The organism is Citricoccus sp. NPDC079358 (assembly GCF_040702545.1).
In the GTDB taxonomy this organism is placed as follows: Bacteria; Actinomycetota; Actinomycetes; order Actinomycetales; family Micrococcaceae; genus Citricoccus.
In genome coordinates this window covers 420,364-442,119 of record NZ_JBFBLI010000001.1, presented here as the reverse complement: position 1 = coordinate 442,119, position 21,756 = coordinate 420,364, and the positions used below count along the sequence as shown (strand labels likewise).

General features: G+C 69.0%; 15 protein-coding genes and 1 tRNA gene. 5 read left to right on the top strand and 11 right to left on the bottom strand.

The window, feature by feature from the left end; translation table 11 throughout:
- Positions 1 to 25: 25 nt before the first annotated feature.
- Positions 26 to 706, bottom strand: a complete 681-nt coding sequence (locus AB0333_RS02075) for a histidine phosphatase family protein (RefSeq protein WP_366217100.1) — start codon at positions 704 to 706, stop codon at positions 26 to 28.
- Positions 707 to 898: 192 nt separating this feature from the next.
- Here AB0333_RS02075 and AB0333_RS02070 point away from each other — a divergent pair, with 192 nt between their 5' ends.
- On the top strand, positions 899 to 2,467 hold the full coding sequence (locus tag AB0333_RS02070; RefSeq protein ID WP_366217099.1) for a sigma 54-interacting transcriptional regulator: 1,569 nt from the start codon (positions 899 to 901) through the stop codon (positions 2,465 to 2,467).
- A gap of 35 nt (positions 2,468 to 2,502) precedes the next feature.
- Here AB0333_RS02070 and AB0333_RS02065 read toward each other — a convergent pair whose 3' ends face one another.
- Entirely contained in the window at positions 2,503 to 4,416 is a 1,914-nt protein-coding gene (locus tag AB0333_RS02065) for a DUF222 domain-containing protein (RefSeq protein WP_366217098.1), read from the bottom strand.
- 378 nt (positions 4,417 to 4,794) lie between these two features.
- Between AB0333_RS02065 and AB0333_RS02060 the strand changes: the two genes are divergently transcribed.
- Both AB0333_RS02060 and AB0333_RS02055 read left to right on the top strand, forming a co-directional pair.
- Positions 4,795 to 6,810 (top strand): VWA domain-containing protein, encoded by a 2,016-nt coding sequence (locus AB0333_RS02060; RefSeq protein ID WP_366217097.1) that lies wholly within the window; start codon positions 4,795 to 4,797, stop codon positions 6,808 to 6,810.
- Between the two features lie 214 nt (positions 6,811 to 7,024).
- Positions 7,025 to 8,962 carry a bifunctional 3'-5' exonuclease/DNA polymerase gene (locus AB0333_RS02055; RefSeq protein WP_366217096.1) on the top strand — a complete coding sequence of 646 codons (1,938 nt, stop codon included), beginning with the start codon at positions 7,025 to 7,027 and terminating at the stop codon, positions 8,960 to 8,962.
- Between the two features lie 117 nt (positions 8,963 to 9,079).
- On the opposite strand, the gene AB0333_RS02050 is transcribed toward AB0333_RS02055, so the two are convergent.
- The 5 genes from AB0333_RS02050 to AB0333_RS02030 form a co-directional block, all read right to left on the bottom strand.
- On the bottom strand, positions 9,080 to 10,225 hold the full coding sequence (locus AB0333_RS02050; protein WP_366217095.1) for an acyl-CoA dehydrogenase family protein: 1,146 nt from the start codon (positions 10,223 to 10,225) through the stop codon (positions 9,080 to 9,082).
- 90 nt (positions 10,226 to 10,315) lie between these two features.
- The gene (locus tag AB0333_RS02045; RefSeq protein ID WP_366217094.1) at positions 10,316 to 12,634 is read right to left on the bottom strand and encodes a transglycosylase domain-containing protein; all 2,319 of its coding nucleotides are present in this window, start codon (positions 12,632 to 12,634) and stop codon (positions 10,316 to 10,318) included.
- Between the two features lie 112 nt (positions 12,635 to 12,746).
- On the bottom strand, positions 12,747 to 13,433 hold the full coding sequence (locus tag AB0333_RS02040; protein ID WP_366217093.1) for a thymidine kinase: 687 nt from the start codon (positions 13,431 to 13,433) through the stop codon (positions 12,747 to 12,749).
- The gene (locus AB0333_RS02035; RefSeq protein WP_170144547.1) at positions 13,430 to 13,582 is read right to left on the bottom strand and encodes a hypothetical protein; all 153 of its coding nucleotides are present in this window, start codon (positions 13,580 to 13,582) and stop codon (positions 13,430 to 13,432) included. The genes AB0333_RS02040 and AB0333_RS02035 overlap by 4 nt, the downstream gene beginning before the upstream one ends.
- 104 nt (positions 13,583 to 13,686) lie before the next feature.
- Positions 13,687 to 15,009 (bottom strand): SLC13 family permease, encoded by a 1,323-nt coding sequence (locus AB0333_RS02030; protein WP_245952146.1) that lies wholly within the window; start codon positions 15,007 to 15,009, stop codon positions 13,687 to 13,689.
- 158 nt (positions 15,010 to 15,167) lie between these two features.
- Here AB0333_RS02030 and AB0333_RS02025 point away from each other — a divergent pair, with 158 nt between their 5' ends.
- Positions 15,168 to 15,812, top strand: a complete 645-nt coding sequence (locus tag AB0333_RS02025; RefSeq protein WP_115931689.1) for a hypothetical protein — start codon at positions 15,168 to 15,170, stop codon at positions 15,810 to 15,812.
- A 5-nt stretch (positions 15,813 to 15,817) separates the two neighbouring features.
- On the opposite strand, the gene selB is transcribed toward AB0333_RS02025, so the two are convergent.
- From selB to AB0333_RS02010, 3 genes are all read right to left on the bottom strand, one after another.
- Positions 15,818 to 17,647, bottom strand: coding sequence for a selenocysteine-specific translation elongation factor (gene selB, locus AB0333_RS02020; protein ID WP_366217092.1), 1,830 nt, complete (start codon positions 17,645 to 17,647; stop codon positions 15,818 to 15,820).
- A gap of 1 nt (position 17,648) precedes the next feature.
- A complete protein-coding gene (gene selA / locus AB0333_RS02015) occupies positions 17,649 to 19,091 on the bottom strand; it encodes an L-seryl-tRNA(Sec) selenium transferase (protein ID WP_366217091.1) in 1,443 nt (480 codons plus the stop codon).
- Between the two features lie 72 nt (positions 19,092 to 19,163).
- Positions 19,164 to 19,258, bottom strand: a tRNA-Sec gene (locus tag AB0333_RS02010).
- Positions 19,259 to 19,315: 57 nt separating this feature from the next.
- Here AB0333_RS02010 and selD point away from each other — a divergent pair.
- Positions 19,316 to 20,326, top strand: coding sequence for a selenide, water dikinase SelD (selD, locus tag AB0333_RS02005; protein ID WP_115931692.1), 1,011 nt, complete (start codon positions 19,316 to 19,318; stop codon positions 20,324 to 20,326).
- Here selD and AB0333_RS02000 read toward each other — a convergent pair.
- Positions 20,283 to 21,743, bottom strand: a complete 1,461-nt coding sequence (locus tag AB0333_RS02000; RefSeq protein ID WP_366217090.1) for a sugar porter family MFS transporter — start codon at positions 21,741 to 21,743, stop codon at positions 20,283 to 20,285. The genes selD and AB0333_RS02000 overlap by 44 nt on opposite strands.
- Positions 21,744 to 21,756 lie beyond the last annotated feature (13 nt).

The window sequence follows — 21,756 nt, the reverse complement described above, 5'->3', positions numbered from 1 at the left end:
CTCGTTCCCTCCCCTCCCAGGGCGCCTACGACGCCCTGAGCTGAGCCAGGGTGTCCTGCGTCGAGTTGACGGTGAGCACCACGGGATCACGTCCGTCCTGGTAGGACAGCGCGGAGACTGAGCACGGGCCGATGCTCAACCGCTGGAATCGGTCCAGCGGCGTGCCCATGGCGTCGGAAACGGCCACTCGAATGGGGTCCGCGTGGGAGAAGCACACGACTGTCCCACCTTCATGGGAGTGCCGTAGCCGCTCCAGGGTGGCCGTCATCCGGTCCCTGATCTCCACGAAGCTCTCCCCCTCCGGGAACCTGAACACCGAGGGGCGTTGCTGAACGGTCTTCCACTCGGGCTTGCGGTACAGGTCGGCGAGCCGGGCCCCTGTCCAGTCGCCGAAGTCCCCTTCCAACAACCCGCCGTCCTCAAGAACGGGCACCCCGGTCCGAGCCGACGTCGGGTGCGCCGTTTCGAGGGTTCGCTCCAGGGGTGACGCGTAGATGGCGTCAAACGGCAGCACCGCGAGCCGCTCGGCGACCCGGCCGGCCTGCTCCACCCCGGCTTCTGAGAGATGCAAGCCGGGCGCACGGCCTGGCAGCACCGTCCCAGTGGTCGGTGTCTGACCGTGCCGAACCAACAGGATCAGGGTGGTCGGGGCCTCTGGTGGGGGTGACGGCGTTGGTGGGGGTGACGGCGTCTCGTCTCGTGGCATCACGGCCAGCCTAGGCGGGCGACCGGGAACAGTCACGGCGTGGACATCATCCGTCCACGTGCTCACCATGGTTCTTGGTCCCCAGTGGGTCCTGGCGCGATTCAGGCCCTCCCATGATGTGGGCCTTGATGTGGGTATGTGGACGAGGTGGGTCTCTGTACGCGCTGGGCCGCCGCCGATAGCGTGAGCATCATGGCCACTGTTCCTGATCCCACGCCACCCACGGACTTTTCGCCTTCGGCGACCTCTCCTGAGGCGGCCCCGCCCTCCATCAGCACCCTCGCCGAATTGCGCGCCGCCGGCCACGAACAGCGGTCCTTGCGGGAGGAGATCCGCGCCAACCTCCTGGCAGCCTTGGCCGCCGGTCGGAACCCGTGGCCCGGACTGCACGGCTTCGACCGTACGGTCATTCCCCAGCTGGAGAGGGCCCTGATCGCCGGGCACGACGTCGTCCTGCTGGGTGAACGAGGCCAGGGCAAGACCCGGCTGCTGCGAACCCTGAGCGGATTGCTGGACGAATGGTCGCCGGTGATCGGCGGGTCTGAACTCAACGAGCATCCCTATGAGCCCCTCACCTCTGAGAGCCGGGCACGGGCCGCGCGCGACGGCGGCCGGTTGCCCGTGGCGTGGAGGCACCGTTCGGAGCGGTATGTGGAGAAACTCTCGACGCCGGACACCTCCGTGGCCGATCTGATCGGCGACGTGGATCCGATGCGAGTGGCCGAAGGCCGCCGTCTGGGCGACCCGGAGACGATCCACTATGGGTTGGTCCCCCGGTCCAATCGTGGGATCGTCGCCCTCAACGAGTTGCCGGACCTGGCCGAACGGATTCAGGTGGCTCTCTTGAACGTCATGGAGGAACGGGACATCCAGATCCGGGGTTACGTGCTGCGCCTGCCCCTGGATGTACTGGTGGTCGCCTCCGCCAACCCGGAGGACTACACCAACCGTGGCCGCATCATCACTCCGCTCAAGGACCGTTTCGGAGCGGAGATCCGCACTCACTATCCCCTTGAGCTGGCCCACGAGATCGCGGTGATCCGGCAGGAGGCACGACTGACCGCGGAGGTCCCGGACGTGGTCCTGGAGATCTTGGCCAGGTTCACCCGTGCCTTGCGTTCCTCGAGCGCTGTCAATCAGTCCTCGGGAGTCTCTGCTCGTTTCGCCATTGCCGGTGCTGAGACCGTCGCCGCCGCAGCCCGCCATCGGGCGACCGTTCGAGGCGACGAACCGGTGGCGCGCCTCGTGGACCTGGAATCCGCTGCGGAAGTGCTTGGTGGCAAGATCGAATTCGAGTCGGGTGAGGAGGGCCGGGAAGACGAGATCCTCGAACACCTGTTGCGGACCGCGACCGCCCAGACCGTGCGGGAGCATTTTGCCGGCCTCGACTTCGCACCGCTGGTCGACGCCTTCGACGGGCACCGCACCACCACCGGCGAACGCGTGACCGCGGCCGAGTTCCTGGCGGATCTGCCCGAACTTGAGGACCCGACCTTGTATGACGAGATCGTCCAACGGCTGAGCGCCCTGGCTACCCGAGATTCCACCCCGCAGACGGACGCCGGAGGAGGCCTCACCGCAGGCGTCCTCGCAGCAGGAGACCTCACAGCAGGACACCCCGCCGAAGATCAGAGACCGGATGCTGCTGCCGGGCAAGCCCTCGGGCATCGGGCCGGCGCCATCGAGTTGGCCCTCGAAGGCCTGTACCTGGCCCGTGAACTATCCAAGGAGTCCGACGACGGCCAGACCATCTACGGATAAGGGGGCCGCTGGCCACCCCACCGCATCGAGCCGGATCACGCCGCACCCTGCTGGTCTGCTTCGCCATCGCTTTCGCCTTCGCCGCCTTCGTCTTCGCCTTTTTCCGGAAGTCTCTGACCATTCGTGGTGGTGGAGTTATTGGAGCCCGTCCGCCAATAGTGATTGCGACGCGGCGTCTGGGCGGGGTCGTGATAGGGAGCCGGAATGAACCACGGAATCCCGTCGACGACCTCGATCTCCCAGGCTCCGGCATGCACGGCATGGTGGTGATGCGAGCAGAGCAGGACTCCGTTGTCCACACTGGTGGGACCGCCGTGTTCCCAGTGCTGGATGTGGTGCGCTTCGCACCACGGGGCATAGATGGAACAGTCCGGTGCCGCGCAGCCGCCGTCCCGGGCCGTGATCGCCCGTCTGAGCTTGCGCGTGAAGAGCCGTTGGGACCGTCCCACGTCCAGCACCTCTCCCTTGCCGCCGAGCACGATCGGGATCAGGTCACTGTCACAGGCCAGCTGCCGGATCATGGCCGGACTCACCGGCCCGGTATAGGCAGCCTGGGAGAGCAGGTGGCCGCTGGTTTCCGGCGGAACGGTGGCTTGATGCCACCGGTATTGTCCGGCCAGGGTCTGGTAGTCGATCATCACCAGCACCTGGGGCCGTGACCCACCGCCAGCGTCCGGCCAGTCGGTGCCCACGGTGCCCTCTGCACCATCCCTCGACCCCTGTGCATGCGTCGAGGTGAGGGCCAAGGCGCCGCTCAGGGCACTCACCACACCATCGAGCCGTTTCTGCGCCAGACTGCGTGGGTCCAGAGCCTCCATCTCCAGGACCTGGCCGGTCCAGGGCTCCGCAGCGGTGTCGATTCCCGGGCTGGCCTCACTGTGAGCCGCCGTACCATCCTCATACCCTGTCAACGCACCGGATTCGATTTCTGTACCGGTGCCCTCGTCCTTGCTCGGGTCTTTGTCCTTGTCTTTGCGAGGATTGGTGGCATCGGCGGTGATGGTCTGCAGGACCTCATGCTGGAGATCCGTAGCCATCAGCAGCCACCGATGCAGGTTGGCCTGGCCCCTGCCGTGGTAGAACAATCCTTGAGCTGCGTTGGCCTGGGCGTCCGTCGGTTCCAGACCATCCGGGTTAACCAACGCATCGAAGCGCTGGCGCCAGTGCGAGCAGACCTTTTTCACGGTTTCAGGATCTGACTGGCAGGCATGTCCGACGAGGATCCGCTCACCTTCCGTGACCAGGCCGTGGACGAGGTCTGGATCGGCACCGGCCAGCCCAGCATCCCGGACGGCCTCAGCCAGGGTTGCCGCCACGGTGTCCACCGAGGCCGAATCCATGGTTGCCTCAGCCACGGCCCGAGCCAGTTCCGGCATTTTTGGAGGGACCACGGCATCGGGTTGCAAGCTGGTCGGGTCGTGGCTGGCCAGCACACACTGCGCCCGCGCCACTCTCTTCTTCGCCTCGACTCGGTGGATCCGCAAGATCTGCCGGAGATAGTCCGCGCCATTGCGGTACGCGGTCTTGCCCTCTGGTATCCCCAACACCTCACGCCGGGTGGCGTGGAGGTCGAAGATCCGATTCGTATGCCCCGCCAATCCGATCCGAGCTGAATCGAGCCGCCGGGACAGTCCCTCCACCTGAGCCAGAACGATCGGCAAGGACGCCGCCGTTGCCTGGCCCTGATGGATGTCAGTACCGGAATCGGTCGCCGTCTCGCCGGATGTCTTGTCGGCGCCGTGGACATCCTCGCCGGGTGCCTCATCGGCAACATGGGCATAGAGGCCCCACTGCGCCGACCGATCCACCTCCGGCTCGTCAGCGAAGCGGTCGAGGTACCCCAGCAGGCCATGGTCAGTGGCCCGTGCCGCCACCTCCTCCACCAGCACGCGGGCGGCCGCCAAGAGTTCGGGCAGGTCCAGAGAGGACACGCCGTCCTGATCGATCAACACCGTCCTTGCCACCCCCGTTTGTCCCCATGCCGGTCCTGCTCATCCATGTCATACCCGATGACGATTCGCCGGCTGTTCGACAGGTGAGAGACCGTCGATCGATGCCCATCGGATTGACTAGTACACCTATTCGAACACAGTGCACGGACGTGGTAGGAGGCTTCGCCCTTCCCTTGCGGACAACACTCCGAGCATGGGAGGCCTGTGCAGGAGGCGGCCGCCGCACAGCGACACCAGCAAGCGGCCGGCTTCCGGCAAGCCGTCGGCGACCCCAAGACCACCGCAACGAGTCCGGAAAACCTGGTGGCGCCGGCGTCGGGAAGACGTAGAGTGACGGTGGAACGCCGAGACCCCGCATCAGGGGAAGGAGTCACCGTGAGACACCACCAGTCCTCACGTTACGGCCGCTACGACGGCGGCCCCGATCCACTCGCACCGCCGATCGACCTCTCCGAGGCACTCGACGCCGTGGCCGATGATGTCATGGCCGGATACTCCCCTGCGCAGGCCCTGCGGGAGTTCCTGCGCCGCGGCGGACGGACGATGGCCGGTCTGGATGAGCTCGCCGGCCGGGTCCAGCAGAAGCGCCGCGACCTGCTCGGCCGACACCGCCTGGACGGCACCCTCCAGGAGGCGAAGAAGCTCCTGGACGAGGCCGTCCTCGAGGAGCGCAAACAGCTGGCCCGCGATATCCGGATGGGCGACACCGATCGGGCCTTCCGGGAGATGCAGTTGCAGAACCTCCCCGCCTCCACTGCCGCCGCCGTCACGGAATTGGCCGATTATGACTGGCAGTCGGACACTGCGCGCCGTGCCTTCGAGGAGATCAAGGACCTGCTCGGGCGCGAGCTACTCGACCAGCGATTCGCCGGCATGAAGAACGCACTGGAAGCCGCCACGGAGCAGGATCGGGCGGCCATCGCCGCCATGCTCCGGGACCTCAACGATCTGCTGGACAAGCACGCCCGCGGTGACGACACCCCCGAGGACTTCCAGGACTTCATGGCCCAACACGGTGACCAGTTCCCCGAAGGCCCGACAGATATTGACGAGCTGATCGACGCCCTCGCCCAGCGCTCGGCTGCGGTTCAGCGGATGCTTCGATCCATGTCCCCAGAACAGCGGGAAGAACTGATGGCCTTGTCTGCGCAGGCCTTCGGATCCCCGGACCTCCTGGACCAATTGAACCGTCTCGACGCCAACCTCCAAGGCCTACGTCCCGGCGAGGACTGGACCGGGTCAGAACAGTTCGACGGCGGCCAAGGGCTTGGCCTCGGAGACGGCACCGGAGTCTTCCAAGACCTGGCCGAACTCGACCAGCTCAGCGACCAGCTTTCCCAGTCCGGTCCCGGTTCCACCTTGTCAGACCTGGATGTGGACCGGCTGGCCCGTCAGCTCGGGAACGAGGCCGCCGCCGACGCCAGAACCCTCGAACGACTCGAGAAGGCGCTCCGGGACAGCGGCCTCCTGCGCCGCGGCGCCGACGGGGATATCACGCTCTCCCCGAAAGCCGTTCGCAAGCTCGGCACTGCCCTGCTCAAGGACGCCGCCGGCCGCCTCTCGGGACGCCAGGGCCAGCGAGATACCCGACGGGCAGGGACTGCCGGCGAGCTCACCGGTTCGAGTCGGGCCTGGCAGTACGGCGATGTCGAGCCGTGGGACGTCACCCAGACCATCACGAACGCGATCGCCCGCACGGTCGCCGAGGGCAGGAATCCCCGGGCCGGCTTACGGATCGAGGTGGCCGACGTCGAGGTCCAGGAGACCGAGGCCCGCACCCAGGCGGCCGTGGCGTTGCTGGTGGACACCTCCTTCTCGATGGCGGCCGAGGGGCGTTGGGTGCCCATGAAGCGCACCGCGTTGGCCCTGCACCACCTCGTCGCGACCCGGTTCCGCGGCGACCAGCTGCAACTCGTGCAGTTCGGCCGCTACGCGCAGCGAGTGGACATCGACGAGCTCACCGCCCTGCCGCCCATGCGCGAACAAGGCACCAACCTGCACCACGGGCTGATGCTCGCCACCCGTTTCTTCCGCCAGCACCCCACCTTGCAGCCGGTGCTGCTGATCGTCACCGACGGCGAACCGACCGCGCATCTCCTGCACCACCCCGGCGCCGGCCCCGAGGCGTGGTTCTCCTACCCACCCGACCGCGAAACGTTGCGCGCCACCATTGCCGAACTCGACCGCGTCGGCCGGCTCGGTGCGGAGACCACCTTCTTCCGGCTGGGATCCGACCCGGGATTGGTGGACTTCCTCGCCGCCATGGCCCGGCGGGTGGACGGCCGCGTGGTGGCACCGGAGGCGGACGACCTGGGTGCCGCCGTGGTGGGCGAATTCCTCCGCTCGCGCTCGCACCCTTCGGACCGACCTGGTTCGGACTGGACCGACTGATCGACTGATCGACTGACCGATCGACTGCCTAACCGACTGCCTAACCGACGGACCGGCGGACCGACTGGCGGACTAACCGAGTGGCCGACTAACTGACCGACGGGCCGACGAGCCAACGAGCCGACGAGCCGACGGGCAGCGTGCCGCCGCGCCACCGTCCGACTCCAGGGGCGTCGAGGAGCTTCGAGGGGCCCGGGTCGGGTTGAATGGGTGGATGCACATCGTCCTGGGCCCGGCCCCTGATCCGGCACGCGGCTCGATCGCCGGACCATCCGGCCCGTCGGGGCAGGACAGTCGAACCGAGTCGTCCGAGTCGTCCGAGTCGTCCGAGCGGTCCGGGCACTCCGGGCGCCCCGGGCAGTGGATGCCGGTGGTGGTCGACGACGGCCGGATCGAACCCCTCCCCCCGGTCACCGCCGCCGCGCTCCCCGACCTGGTGCGTACGCTGCCCGCTCGGCTCGGGCTGAACCCCGAGACCGTGCGCTGGGTGTTCACGTCCGTGGCGCGGGACTACCGGCCGTTGCTCGAGGCCGGTGTGGAGATCGGCCGATGCTGGGACCTGAGTCTGTGCCAGCGCATCCTGACCACCGCCACCGATTCCCCCAACGCTTCACCCTCTAACGCCTCCACCCCCAATTCCACCTCCACCTCCGCCTCCACGTCCACGTCCACCGGCTCGCCCTACTCCCCCGTCGTCTCCGTCCCGGTGCTGGAACCCGAGCCGTGGGCAGCAGAGCCACCAGCGGCGCGGGCGGATCAAGGCACGTTCTTCGATCTGCCCTCCACCAGCCGCCGGGGGCACGGCTCCCCCACGGCACCCGAACTGGCGCGCGAACTGGTGGCCCAGCTGACCGCGGTGGCGGGATCTCCGCACCGTCACCGGCTCAAGCTTCTCTTGGCCGCCGAGTCCCAGGGTGCCCTCATCGCGGCGGAGATTCTGCACGAGGGTCTGCCCTGGCGCCGAGATCTGCACGAGCAGATGCTCGCCGAGGTGCTGGGCCCCCGTCCGGCGGAGGGACAGCGCCCGCGGCTCCTGCAGGAACTCTCGGAGAACATCGCCGACACCCTCGGAGTGCCCGGCCTCAACCCGGATTCACCCCAGGACCTGTTGCGCGGTCTCCACTTCGCCGGCGTACGGGTGTCCTCCACCCGGGCCTGGGACCTGAAGGGCTGGGCCTCCGAGGGCGGTACCGACTCACGACGACGGTCCGAGTTGATCTCCGGAGTACTCGAGTACAAACGCCTGTACCGGTTGTGGACCGCCAACGGCTGGCATTGGCTGGACGAATGGGTCCGGGACGGGCGCTTCCATCCGGCCTACTCGGTCGGCGGCGTGGTGACAGGCCGGTGGGCCGCCCACGGCGGGGGCGCCATGCAGATTCCGGCGGTGGTCCGGGACGCCGTCCGAGCCGATCCGGGGCATCTGCTCACGGTGGCCGACGCCTCCCAGGTGGAGCCGCGCATCCTCGCAGCGATGTCCGGGGACCGCGCCCTGGCCGAGGCCGGCTCCGGACACGACCTCTACCTGGCCGTCGCCGAGCAGGGCCGGCGCGCCGGTTCCGAACTCGGCGAGCGCTCCCGGGCGAAGGTGGCGCTACTGGGTGCCATGTATGGCGCGACGACGGGTGATTCAGCGGCGCTGATGCCCCACCTGCGCCGGTTGTACCCCGAGGCCATCGGCCTGCTCGAGCGCGCGGCGCGGCGCGGCGAGGAGGGCGGACAGGTCTCCACCTGGCTGGGGCGAACCTCCCCGCCGGCCGCGCCGGAGTGGCTGGAGGTCACCGGAAACGTGTCCACGGCCGAGGCGGAGTCGCGGGCCCGGACCGTACGCCGGTCGGCCGGCCGGTTCACCCGCAACTTCGTCATCCAGGGCACCGCGGCAGAGTGGGCCCTGTGCTGGATGGGAGAGATCCGCCGGCGGTTGCGCGTAGGCACCACCACAGCCAACGGGAGCCTCCGCCCGATGAAGACCCGCCTGGTGTTCTTCGTCCACGACGAGGTGGTCCTGCATGGCCCCGCCGAGGAGGCGCCGGCCGTGCATCAGATCGTCACGGAAGCGGCTCAAGCCGCCGGCCGGCTGCTGTTCGGGGCGGCCCCAGTGGGGTTCCCACTCTCGATCTCCGCTGCCGAGTCCTACGCCGCGGCCCACTGACGCGCCCAGTGCGCCCGGTGCGACCGGTGCTCCCGATATAGCCGCAGCCGGCGAGCCCCTGCATCCGAACCCCTGCAAATGAGCCCCGCACCGGAGCCCCCGGACGACTCACTCGGTTCAGAGCCCGAGATCGCGCCCGATGAGCTCCTTCATGATCTCGTTGGAGCCGGCCCAGATCTTGTTCACGCGGGCGTCCTTCCAGGCGCGGGCCACCCGGTACTCGTTCATGTAGCCGTAACCGCCGTACAACTGGACGCAGTGGTCGATGACCTCGTTCTGCACGTCCGAGGCCCAGTACTTGGCCTTGGCCGCGTCCACGGCGGAGAGCTCGCCGGCGGTGTGGGCCATGATGGCGTCGTCGAGGAAGGCCTGGGTGACCTCGACCTTGGTCACGAGCTCGGCCAGCAGGAACTTGTTGTGCTGGAAGGCACCGATCGACTGCCCGAAGGCCTTGCGCTCCTTCGCGTAGCCGATCGTCTCGTCCAGGATCTGACGGGCGTGGGCGAGCCCGTAGACGGCGGCGCCCAGACGTTCCTGTGGGAGGTTCTTCATCATCTGGATGAATCCGGTGTCCACCTGGCCGATGATGTTCTCGGCCGGGACGCGGACATCAGTGAAGAACAGTTCGGCGGTGTCCGATTCAGGCTGGCCGACCTTGTCCAGCTTGCGGCCCCGCTCGAAGCCCGCCATTCCGGTCTCGACGCCGAACAGGGTGATGCCCTTGGCCTTCTTCTCCGGACTGGTGCGGGCGGCGACCACCACCAGGTCGGCGGAGTAGCCGTTGGTGATGAAGGTCTTGGAACCGTTGACGACCCACGCGTCGCCGTCGCGCACCGCGGTGGTCTTGAGGTTGGCCAGGTCGGAGCCGCCGGACGGTTCGGTCATGGCGATGGCGGTGACGATGGAGCCCTCCGCCACCCCGGGCAGCCAGCGGGCGTGCTGCTCAGAGGTCCCGAGGTCCACGATGTAGGGCGGCACGATGTCCGCATCGATGCCCACGCAGGAGGAGATGGCGAAGCTGACCTTGGCCAGTTCCTCGAAGACCACGGCGTTGAAGCGGTAGTCCTGCGGATAGCCGCCGCCGAACTCCTCCGGGACTTCCAGTCCGAGCAGGCCCTGCTGGCCGGCCTGCAGCCAGAACTCCCGCGGCAGGCCCTTGGCCTCGGCCCACGCCTCGATGTTCGGAGTGACCTTGCGGCTGACGAACTCGGCTACGGCATCGCGGAAGTCTTCATGTTCGGTCTCGAATATGCGGCGGCGCACGGTGATCCTCCCGGAGCGGTGGTGACTGGGTGTGACACCAAGATACTACTCATGAGTAGCTTAGGTTTCGAGACCTGGTCCACCATTGGACTACGGCGCCGCGGGCGAACCGGAACCCGAGGGCGCCGGAGTCGGCGATCCGGACTCCGAGGGCGTCGGGGCCGTCCCGCTGGGCGCGGGCCCCGAGGGTGAGTCCGCATCCGGATTGTCCGGAGTCCCATCGGCGGCGTCTCCGGGCCGCTGGGGTTCGTTGCCCGGCTCGGTGCCGTCTCCGCCCATCTGGTAGCGGTCACGGGAGCCCGGGTTCTGGATCGGTGAGTCCTGGGCCGCCCGGAACTCCTCGGCCGGGAACTGCGCCGCCGTCTGGCCCATGTAGTCGAACCACTGGGGTGCCGCGAGGGTGCTGCCCCAGAAGTCCTCGTGGCGCTGCCCGTTGACGGGAACGCCGGCCAGGGACTTCAGGTCCTGGTAGCGCCCCACCCAGCTGGCCGTGGACAACCCGGAGGTGTACCCGATGTACCAGGTGGAGGACTGCGCGTTGTTGGTACCGGTCTTGCCGCCCATCGGCGCCTGCTCGACGGTCTCGGTCTGGCCGGTCTCGTCCGCGGTGCGCTGGGCGATGTTGGTGAGCGTCTCGTTCAACTGGGCGACCACCTCGGGATCGAGCGCCTGGTCGCATTCCGGTGCGCCGACGTCGTACTCCTTGCCGTTGGTGTCCTTGACGGAGACCAGCGAGCGCGGGGCGCAGTACTGACCGTCATTCGCGAAGGCGGCGTAGGCGGCCGCCTGGGTCATGGGCGCGAACTCCTCGGCGCCGAGGATGAAGGACGGGTTGGCGGGGTTCAGGGGCTGGCCGTCGTCCGCGCGGTGCACGCCGAGGCGCGTGGTCAGGTCCGTGATGTCACACAGGTCCAGCTCCTCGGCCATGTTGACCATGACGGTGTTCGTGGACCAGTAGAGGCCGAAGTCGGCGGTCATCTCCCGCTTCATGTTGTCGATAACGTTGTTGACCTTCCAGCCGCCTTCGTCGGGAATGGAGATCGAGCCACCCTCCTGGCAGGAGGCCTGGAACTCGGAACCCTGGGGCCAGTGGTCCTGGGAGGCGTCCACGATGTCATACATGGACCGGCCGCTCTCGAGCCAGGATGCCGCCACATAGGGTTTGAGCGAGGAGCCACCCTGGAAGCCGTTGCCACCACCCTGGGCCGCGTCCACGTTGAAGTTCAGCACGGTGTTGCCGGCGCCCTCGTTCTCCTCCGGTGAGTAGTTGGTGTTCTGTGCCATCGCCTTGATGTTGCCGGTCCCCGGCTCCACCGTCACGAGGGAGGCACCCGCACCCGAGGCGTCCCCTGCGGGGACGGTCTTCTCCACGGACTGCTGAGCCTGGTCCTGCAGCCCGGAGTCCAGCGTGGTGGTGATCTCCAGTCCGCCGCGGTTCAGCAGTTGCTCGCGGGACTCGACGTCCGGTCCGAAGGCCTCGCTCGCGAGGATCTCGCGGTGCACGTAGTCGCAGAAATAGGGGGCCTGGGAGGCGGAGATGCAGCCGGTGGCCTCCTGGTGGATGTCCAGACCGAGGTCCGCGTTGGTGGCGTCCTCGTGCTCCTGCTCGGTGATCTTCCCCTGGGACAGCATGGAGTTCAGCACGATGTTGCGCCGCTCCACCGACGCCTCGGGGTTCGTCTCCGGGTTGTAGCCGTTCGGGGACTTCACCACCCCGGCGAGGGTGGCCGCCTGGGCGATGTCCAACTCTGCGGCGGGAATGCCCCAGTAGTACTGCGCGGCCGCCTCCACGCCGTACGTGCGGCCGCCGAACAGCACGATGTTGAGATATCCCTCGAGGATGTCCTCCTTGGACATCTCCTGCTCCACCGAGACCGCCAGCTTCATCTCCTTGAGCTTGTCCGCATAGGTCTTCGTGCCGGAGATGGTCAGCCGCTCCTCGCCCCGGAGCATGTCCGCATTGATGAGCATGTTGTTCACGTACTGCTGCGTGATGGTGGAGGCACCCTGCTGGGAGCCCGAGGAGGCATTGGTGACCAGCGCGCGGCCGATGCCCTGCGGGTCCACCCCGCCGTGCTCGTAGAACCGCTCGTCCTCGATCGCGATGATCGCGTCCTGCATGTCCTGGCTGATCCGGTCCAGCTCGACCGGCTGGCGGTTCTCCGCATAGAACGTGGCCAGCTCCGTGCCGTCCTCCGCGAGGATGCGGGAGGGCACGCTGACGGGCTCCTCCCGCAGCTCCGCGGGGAACTGATCGATCATGTCCGACCCCGTGGATGCCGTGGCCCCGCCGGTGACGGCCAGCGGGAGGAACAGCCCCGCCACCAGGAGTCCGGCGAGTGCGCTCACCCCGAGGAACGAGAGGATCTTGCCGGCCGTGGTGGACGTGGCTCTGCGGACAAAACTCATTCGAGTCACGTTGTCAGGGTTTTCTGAACGCAACCTTGGCGTTCGGCTGGCGGAGCGTGTGTCCGATCGCGCGCCGCGTCAGGCCGCTGCAGTCCGCGTGCCCGGGTCGTTCTCAGCGATGCCGGCGGCACCGCGCCTGGTACTGCTCCGCCCCGCCCACGTGCTCAGCCGTGGCCACCAGGGAATTCCCGACGCCGGCGCCCGCACCTTCCCCAGCGACCGGTACCGCGGTCTCGGTGCCGTCGACGCGCCGGTGGAAGGCCGCATCGGCCCCACACACGGCACAGACGGCCAGTAGCTTGGTGACCGACTCGGCGGTGGCCATGAGTGCGGGCAGAGGCTCGAAAGGCTGGTCATCGAAGGTCAGGCACAGCCCGGACACCACGACCGTGACGCCTCGATCCGCCAAGTCGACCACCACCGGCACCAGATCCGCCCCGAAGAATTGCGCCTCGTCGATGGCCAGGAGATCGAGGGAGCGCACCGTGCTGGCAACTGGACCGGAAGACTCTGCATCCGCGCTGGAAGGACCCGCATCGGTTCTGCCCGTACGGCCGGGTTCGTCCACCACAGCATGCAGCTCAGCCGCTCCGCTGACGGACGTCGCCGGGATCGCCCCGCCGGCGTGCGAGGACACGAGGCTGGCACCCCTCCGGTCGTCCAGGGCGTGGTTGACGACCAGCACCCGGAGTCCGGCGGTCGTGGCCCGCCGGACCCGGCGCATGAGCTCCTCGGTCTTGCCGGCGAACATCGGACCGGTGATGACCTCGATTCGGCCGCGGCCGGCGTCGTTGTTCATGCCGTTCCTTCCGCCGACTCGACAGCCATCTCGACCGCGATCTCGCTCGCCATCTCGACGAAGTAGGCGCGAACCTCAGCGACCTTTCCGTCGTTCACGATGCCGATGCGCGGGGCATTGCCGCAGTCGTCGGGTAGCCGGATCTCCATGGCCTCATGATGGCACCAGGGGTGCAGGCCAGGCGAGGCCAGCAGGCTTCCCCGGCTGGTGATGCGCCGGGATCTGGCCTGACGAGCCGCCGCCCACGAGACGGCTACAGCACCATCGCGGCGATGATGCCGCCGAAGAACAGCGGGATGTTGAAGTGCATGAACGTGGGCACGCAGGTGTCCCAGATGTGGTGGTGCTGACCGTCCACGTTCAGACCGGACGTCGGGCCGAGCGTTGAGTCCGAGGCGGGTGAGCCGGCGTCGCCGATGGCCCCGGCCGCGCCCACCAGCGCCGCGGTGGCCAGCGGGCTGAAGCCGACGGCAGCGCACAGCGGCACGAAGATCGCCGCCAGGATCGGGATGGTGCCGAAGGACGAGCCGATGCCGATGGTCACGAGCAGGCCGACGATCATCATCACGACGGCGGCCAGCAGCTGGCTGTCCCCAATCCAGCCGGACGCGGCGGTGACCAGGTCGTCCACGGCCCCGGTCTCGGTGAGCACGGAGGCGTAGCCGGAGGCCACCAGCATGATGAAGGCGATGGTGCCCATCATGGTGACGCCGCCGTGGGCGAGCTCGTCCGAGGTCCGCCAGTGTTCGCCGCGGAACACGAAGATGACCAGCACTCCACCGAGTGCGGCGATGACGAGTGAGCCGAACACGACCTGGAGCACCAGGGTGACCGCGAGGGCGATCAGCACCACGATGTGCTGGCGGGTCCACCCCGTGTCCGATCCAGAGGCGCCGTTCGTGCCGAAGGCCGCGACCCCGAGGTCCGGAGCGGCGTCCCGGTACTCGCGCGGACGCCGGTAGGTCACCAGGATCGCGACCACCAGGCCCACCAGCATGCTGGCCACCGGGATGGCCATGGCCAGCGAAATCTCGGAGAGTTCGACCTCCATGCCGTAGGCGGCCATCTCCCCCACGATGATGTTCTGAAAGATCAGCCCGAACCCGAGCGGGATCAGCATGTAGGGCGCCTTGAGTCCGAAGGTCAGGGCGGTGGCCACGGCCCGGCGGTCGATCTTCATCCGGTTGAACACTGTCAGCAGCGGCGGGATGAGGATGGGGATGAAGGCGATGTGGACCGGAACGAGGTTCTGGGAGAAGCAGGCCAGTCCGGCGATCCCGAACAGGGTCATGGCCCGCTTGCCCTGAATCCGCGGCAGAATCCAGCGGATGAGCTTCTCCGTGATGCCGGAGCGGGCCACCATGACCGAGAGGATGCCGAGCAGGATGTAGCTCAGGGCCGTCTCCCCCTGGCCGCCCAGCCCGCCAACAAGCGTGGACATGGTGTCCTCCACGCTCAGGCCGGACATCAGTCCTGCCACAATTGCGGCGATGAGCAGGGCGACGATCACGTTCACCCGGGCCAGGCTCAGGGCCGCGAGGACCACGACGGAGACGACGACGGGATTCAGGAGCACGGTGGTGGGACCTCGGTTTCGTGGGGGCGCGATGTGCGCCCCGAAGAGTGTACCGGTCGGGCCCGGCCACCACTCCACAGGTGTCCATCCGGAACATTCCATCCCCACCCGGTCACCTTCCGGTTCCACACTGGGGAGTCCAGCCTCAGGGTAAGGACATGACCGACGTAGACGACAGAAGAACTTCCCCCATCCGCCACGGACAGACCTGGACCGAGCAGGACTTCGCGGACGTCATGCAGGCCGTGCGGCAGGACTGCACCCTTGAAGAGGTCGCTGAGGCAGTCGGCCGCAGCGTCAACGGATTGCGCAACCAGCTGCGACGCATGCTGCCTGCCGACGAAAGACACCTGCCTGCCGACGTGGTGCTGATGCGCATCCGTCAGTTGAACCGGAACGGCGACTACGACTGGCTGGCCGCCATGGCCGAACAGCCGACACCCGAATGGCAGCTCCGGTGGGAGGCGGATCAGCGTTCCCGGGCCGCCCTACTGGAGAATGCCCGGGTCGTCGGGGTCGGCGCCCTGCCGGACGACCATCTGATGGCACTGGCCAAGGCCACTCTGGACTGCCGGGATCCGCTTCCCTCAGATCTCGCGGAGGTCATGGCGAAGGAACTGTCGGAACGTGGCCTGACCGCAGCACTGGCCGATCACGCCCGGGAACGCCTGGACGGCATCTTGGCGCGAATACTGCGGCAGGAGCCGCAGATCCGGTGGCAAGACGAGTCCGGTGACCTGCCGCCCTTCGGGTACGACGAACCGCCCTACGTGGCGGCCGGTGGCAGACATCCGTGGGCTTGATGGGACTACGTCACGATCTCACGGAGGCTGCCGTCCACGCGGCGAGTCCAGCCGCGGGCGTCCAGGTGCTCGAGCAGCGGGATCGCCACCCGGCGGGAGGTCCCCAGCGCCTGACGGGCCTGGCTGGTGGTGAAGGGCTGCTCGAGCCGGGCCAGCTCGCGCATGGCCAGGGCCGGGGCGGTGGGCAGCAGCACCACTGTCCCGTCCAGCCGCAGGATCCGGCCGGCTCGTTCGGCGGCCGCCAGCTCTTTGGCACCGAGGTTCAGGGCGGTGAGGTCGTCGCCCTCGGGGGCGTCGAAGGGGTGTGCCGCGAGGCGGTGCTCGAGGGTGGCGATGGCCTGTTCCGCCGGCCCCAGCCCTGTGCCTTGGCCGGGCAGGCGGATGTAGCCACCCCGCTGTTCCATACGTGCCTCAGCGACGACGGCGTTCAGGAGGGTGTCGTCCCAGTCCACCTCGAGCAAAGCGGCCGCCGCGCCCCGGCTCAACCCGGCGGCCAGGGGGTCGCTGCCGGCCAGCGTCTCCACGGCATCCCGCAGTCGTGCGGCCCACCGGTCCATGACGGGGGCATGGACCCACCAGTCGCCGAACGCCCGGACGTCCGCCGGAATCCCGTTCTCTTCACCAGACGCTTCCTCACCTGTCGCCCCCGCCTTCGGACCCGCCAGTCCGAGTCGTTGGAGGAACCCCACCCGCACCGCGCCCCGCCGCACGACCTCGAGTCGGGCGTCGCCGCCGTCGGGCACCGTCTCCAGGTAGGCCGCGTGCCGGGTGCCGGCGCCGCGCCGGGTGAGTTCCGGCGGGTCCACGTCCAGCACCTGGGCGCCACCGAACACCGCCCGGCTGCCGGGGTCGCGCAGCACCAGCCGGTCTCCCGGCACCAGCGGCAGATTCCGTTCGAACACCAGCCGGGCGTGCCCGGCGTTGAAGGGCCGCACGTGAGCGGGCACCGTCGCCGTGCCGACATGCACCAGCAGTTGCCCGGGCGCCTGGTCGAGATCGGCGCCGGTGGTGCGCCGGATGTCCACGACGCCGGCCACCGGCCAGGCCCCGGGCGTCACCAGGGCATCGCCCCGGTGAACTTCGTCCGCGGTGGTGCCGCGCAGGTTCACGGCCACGCGCTGGGTCGGACCGATCGACGGGTGCGGGCGATTGCGGCTGTGCAGGGTACGCACCGAGACGGCACGCGGGGAGTCGGCGCCGAGCACCTCGAGCCGGTCATTCTCGGCCAGGGTCCCGGACGTCAGGGTGCCGGTCACCACTGCGCCGGACCCCTTGACGGTGAACGAGCGGTCCACCCAGAACCGGACACGTCCGGCCACCGCGGGCGCGGGAAGGTCCGCCAGCACGCGCCCCAGCTGGTGCCGCAGGTCCTCCAGTCCCGCACCGGTCACGGCGGACACGACGACGGCCGGCACCCCGGCCAGCGCGGTTCCGGCGAGCTCGGCGCGGGTCTGCGCCAGCACGGCGTCCACCCGCTCCGGGGCGCGGTCCGCCTTGGTGACCACGATGAGCCCGTGCTCGATCCCGAGGGCGGCGATGGCGTCCCGATGGTCAGCGGACTGGGCCTGCCAGCCCTCGTCCGCCGCGACGATGAAGCAGACGGCCGGGGCCGGGCCGAGGCCGGCGAGCATGTTGCCGAGGAACCGCTCGTGACCGGGGACGTCCACGAACGCGACGTCCTCCCCCGAGGGCAGGGGGGTCCAGGCGAATCCGAGGTCGATGGTCAGCCCCCGGCGTTTCTCCTCCGCCCAGCGGTCCGGTTCCATGCCGGTCAGGGCGCGGACGAGGGTGGACTTGCCGTGGTCCACGTGGCCGGCGGTGGCGACGACGTACATGTCAGCGCCCGGATCCGTGCGACTGGTCTGGATGATCGCCAGTGCTGCCGGGACTGCGAGAGCTGTTTTTGCTGGCGAGTCGTGCCTGGGCGGCGCGGACCGCGTCGGCCAGCCGGCCGTCGTCGGGCTCGGGGATGCAGCGCAGGTCCACCAGACACGCACCATCATGGACACGGGGCAGCACGGCGGGCTCCCCGGTGCGCAACAGCGGCGCCAGTTCCTCGGGGAGACGGACCGCCCACCCGGCCAGGGGGACGCCCGGGGCGCCCCCTCCCCCGACGCGGCCCTCGTGCGCCACCACCGGTGCGCCGACGGCGGCAGCGAGCCGGTCCGCGCGCTCGCGCAGGCGCGCGGGGTCCGCGTGCAGGGATCGGGCGACCGGGCTGGGCCCGCCTGTGAGGGTCGCTTCCAAAGCGGCCAGGGTCAACTTGTCCGCCCGCACGGCGCGAGCGAGCGGGTGCGTGGCCAGCCGCTGGATGGTGCGGCGGCGGCCCAGGAGGATCCCGGCCTGTGGCCCGCCGAGGAGCTTGTCCCCGCTGGCAATCACGACGTCGGCCCCTGCGGTCAGCGCACCGGCCAGGTCCGGCTCGTCCGGCAGCAGGGGGTCCGGTGTGAGGAGGCCGCTGCCGATGTCCACGATGAGCGGCAACGGCCGGCCGTCGCCTCGACCGGCCGCCTCCTCGTCAGCCAGCGTGCGCAGCTCCGCGATCGAGACGGAGGAGGTGAAGCCGTCGACGCGGAAGTTGCTGGGATGGACCTTGAGCAGGCCGGTGGTCTGCGGGCCGATGGCATCGGCGTAGTCGGCCTGATGAGTCCGGTTGGTGGTGCCGACCTCGCGCAGCCGGGTCCCGGTGGAGGTGATGAGGTCCGGCAGGCGGAAGCCGGCACCGATCTCCACGAGTTCGCCACGGCTGACGATGAGCTCCCCGGTTCCGGCGAGCGCCGTGGTGGCCAAGACGAGGGCCGCGGCCCCGTTGTTGACGACGAGGGCGTCCATGCCTTCAGGGACGGCGGCGTGCACGGCAGCGGGGACGGCGGCGAGCAGCGCCTGCCGGGTGCCGGTGCCGCGTTTCGCGCGCTGACCGCTCACGAGATCCAGCTCCACGTCCACGTAGCCGCTGGAGGCGACGACGGCCTCCACTGCGGCCGGCGGCAGCGGGGCCCGGCCCAGGTTCGTGTGGACCACCACGCCGGTCGCGTTGAGGACCGGCCGCAGGATGGTGGCGTTCCGGGAGGCGACGGCGGCACGAACGGCTGGCGTCACGTCCTCAGGGTTGATCTCCCCGCTCCGGGCACGGGACTGGGCATGGGTGACGAGCGATCGGAGGACCGTCTCGCTGAGGCGGGTTCGCGCGTCGACGACCTCGGGCAGGGCGAGCAGGTCGTCCGTGCGCGGGATCCGGCGCCGGGGATCCTCCCCGCGGTCCGGTGGCGCAGCGGTCACGGGTTCTCCTTCCGGTACCGCCAGGCGGTGAGGGTGATCGAATCGCCCGTGCCGGCGGGCGTGGGGTGACGTTGGCGGAAGCGGACGGGAATCGAACCCGCCAGACCGAGATGCTCGGTCTCACCGGTTTTGAAGACCGGGGTGACCACCAGGACACAGACGCTTCCGTCCCTGAAACTACCAGCAGATCCACAGCGGGCCGGGCAGCGGGCTAGGGTGTGGCCATGGAGCCCAACGTGACCACCCGTGACGACATCACCCAGATCCGGCTCACCCAGTACGGCCATGGCGGCGGCTGCGCGTGCAAGATCCCGCCGGGTGAGTTGGAGGAGGCCGTCCGTGGGCTCGGCGGTCAGACGAATCCCGGCGTCATCGTGGGCCTGGACGACGGTGACGATGCCGCCGCCGTACTGATCCGGGACGGGCTCGCCGTCCTGTCCACCGCGGACTTCTTCACCCCCATGGTGGACGACGCCTACGACTGGGGCCGGATCGCCGCCGCCAACGCGCTGTCCGACATCTACGCGATGGGCGGCACCCCCGTGGTCGCGATCAACCTCGTGGGCTGGCCTCGGGGCGTGCTGCCGATGGAGGTCCTGACCGAGGTGCTCAGGGGTGGCCTGGACGTGGCCCGGCTCGCCGGAACCCCCGTGATCGGCGGCCACACCATCGACAACCCCGAACCGATCTACGGCATGGCCGTGACCGGCACCGCCCATCCGGACCGGCTGCTGCGCAACGACGCCGCACAGCCCGGCCTGCCGATCACCCTCACCAAGCCGATCGGCGTCGGGCTGTTGAACAACCGGGTGAAGCAGACCGGCGAGCCCTCTCCGGCCGCCATCGAGTCGATGACCTCCCTGAACCAGGAGGCCGCCGCGGCCGCCCTGGCCGCGGGCCGCACGGCCGCCACGGACGTCACCGGCTTCGGACTGCTCGGACACCTGCACAAGATGGCTCGGGCCTCCGGCGTCGGCGCCGTGATCGACCGCGCCGCCGTGCCCCTGATCGAGGGGGCCGCCGAGGCGCTGCGGGACGGATACGTCTCCGGCGGCACGCGCCGCAACCTGGACTGGGTGCGGCCGCACCTCACCACTGGGGCCGGCATCACCGAGGACGACCTGCTGTTGTTGGCCGATGCGCAGACCTCGGGCGGCCTGCTCGTGGTCGGTGAAGTGCCGGGCTACCCGGTCATCGGGGAGACGGTGAGCGGGTCCGGGATCGCCGTGCGCTGACCGAGTCGGTCATCTCCTCCAGTTCCCGGCCCTTGGTCTCCGTCACGAACCACCACACGAAGATGAAGGACAGCGCGGCCATCGCCGCATAGAGGCCGTAGGCCAGACTCAGGCCGGTGTCGGCCAGCATCGGGAACGTGGTGGACACCGCGAAGTTGGCCGCCCACTGGGCTGCGGCCGCCACCGCCAGGGCACCGGCGCGGATCCGGTTGGGGAACATCTCCCCCAGCAGGACCCAGACGAGAGGTCCCCAGGTGGCACCGAAGAACACGACGAACGCGTTGGCCGCCACCAGGGCCACTGTCGCCCAGGCTCCGCCGAGCTCGGCGCTGGTGGTGCCGTCCGGGGCGGTGGTGGTGGTGGCGAAGGAGAAGGCCACGGCCATCAGGGCGAGGGAGACTGCCATGCCCAGGGAGCCCACGAGCAGCATGGGCCGCCGGCCGACCCGGTCCACCAACAGGATGGCGATGATCGTCACCACGATGTTCGTCACCGAGGTGATCACCGAGACGGTCAGGGCATCGGATTCCTCGAACCCGACGGAGCGCCAGAGCGTGGTGGAGTAGTAGAAGATGACGTTGATGCCGACGAACTGCTGGAACACCGAGAGGGCGATGCCGACCCACACGATCGGCTTCAGCCCCATCAACGATCCGGCCAGGTCACGCAGGGACTCCCGCTTCTCGGAGTCCAGGGTGCCCTTGATCTCCTGGATCTTCAGGTTGACCTGTTCCACCCCGGTGAAGTCGTAGAGCACCTGGGCGGCCTGGTCCAGCTTTCCCCGGCCCACCAGGAACCGCGGCGACTCGGGCAGCCGGAAGGCGAAGATCCCGTAGAGGGCGGCGGGGACGGCCTCGGCCATGAACATCCACCGCCAGGCCTCCAGCCCCCACCAGAACGGTTCGGCGGCGCCCCCGGCCAGGTTGGCGAACATCGCATCGGAGAGCAAGGCCACGAAGATGCCGGTGACGATGGCCAGCTGTTGGAGGGAGCCCAAGCGGCCGCGGACCCCGGCGGGGCTGACCTCGGCGATGTAGGCCGGGGCGATCACCGACGCCGCTCCCACGCCCAGACCGCCAATCACACGCCAGACGATCAGGTCCCAGACCCCGAAGGCCAGACCGGATCCGATCGCGGACACCAGGAACAGGACCGAGGCCAGCAGCATCACCGGCACGCGGCCGAGCCGGTTGGCCACGGGCCCGGCGAACCAGGCACCCACGGCGCATCCGATCAGGGCCGAGGACACGGCGAAACCGGTCAGCCCCGCCCCGAGCGAGAACTGTTCGGACAGGGCATCGACGGCGCCGTTGATGACCGAGGTGTCGAAGCCGAACAGGAAACCGCCGAGCGCGGCGGCGATGCAGATGCCGATGACGCGGGCGTTGAGCCGGCTGGTGGGGTCTTTGGTGACCATGGGATTCCTTGCG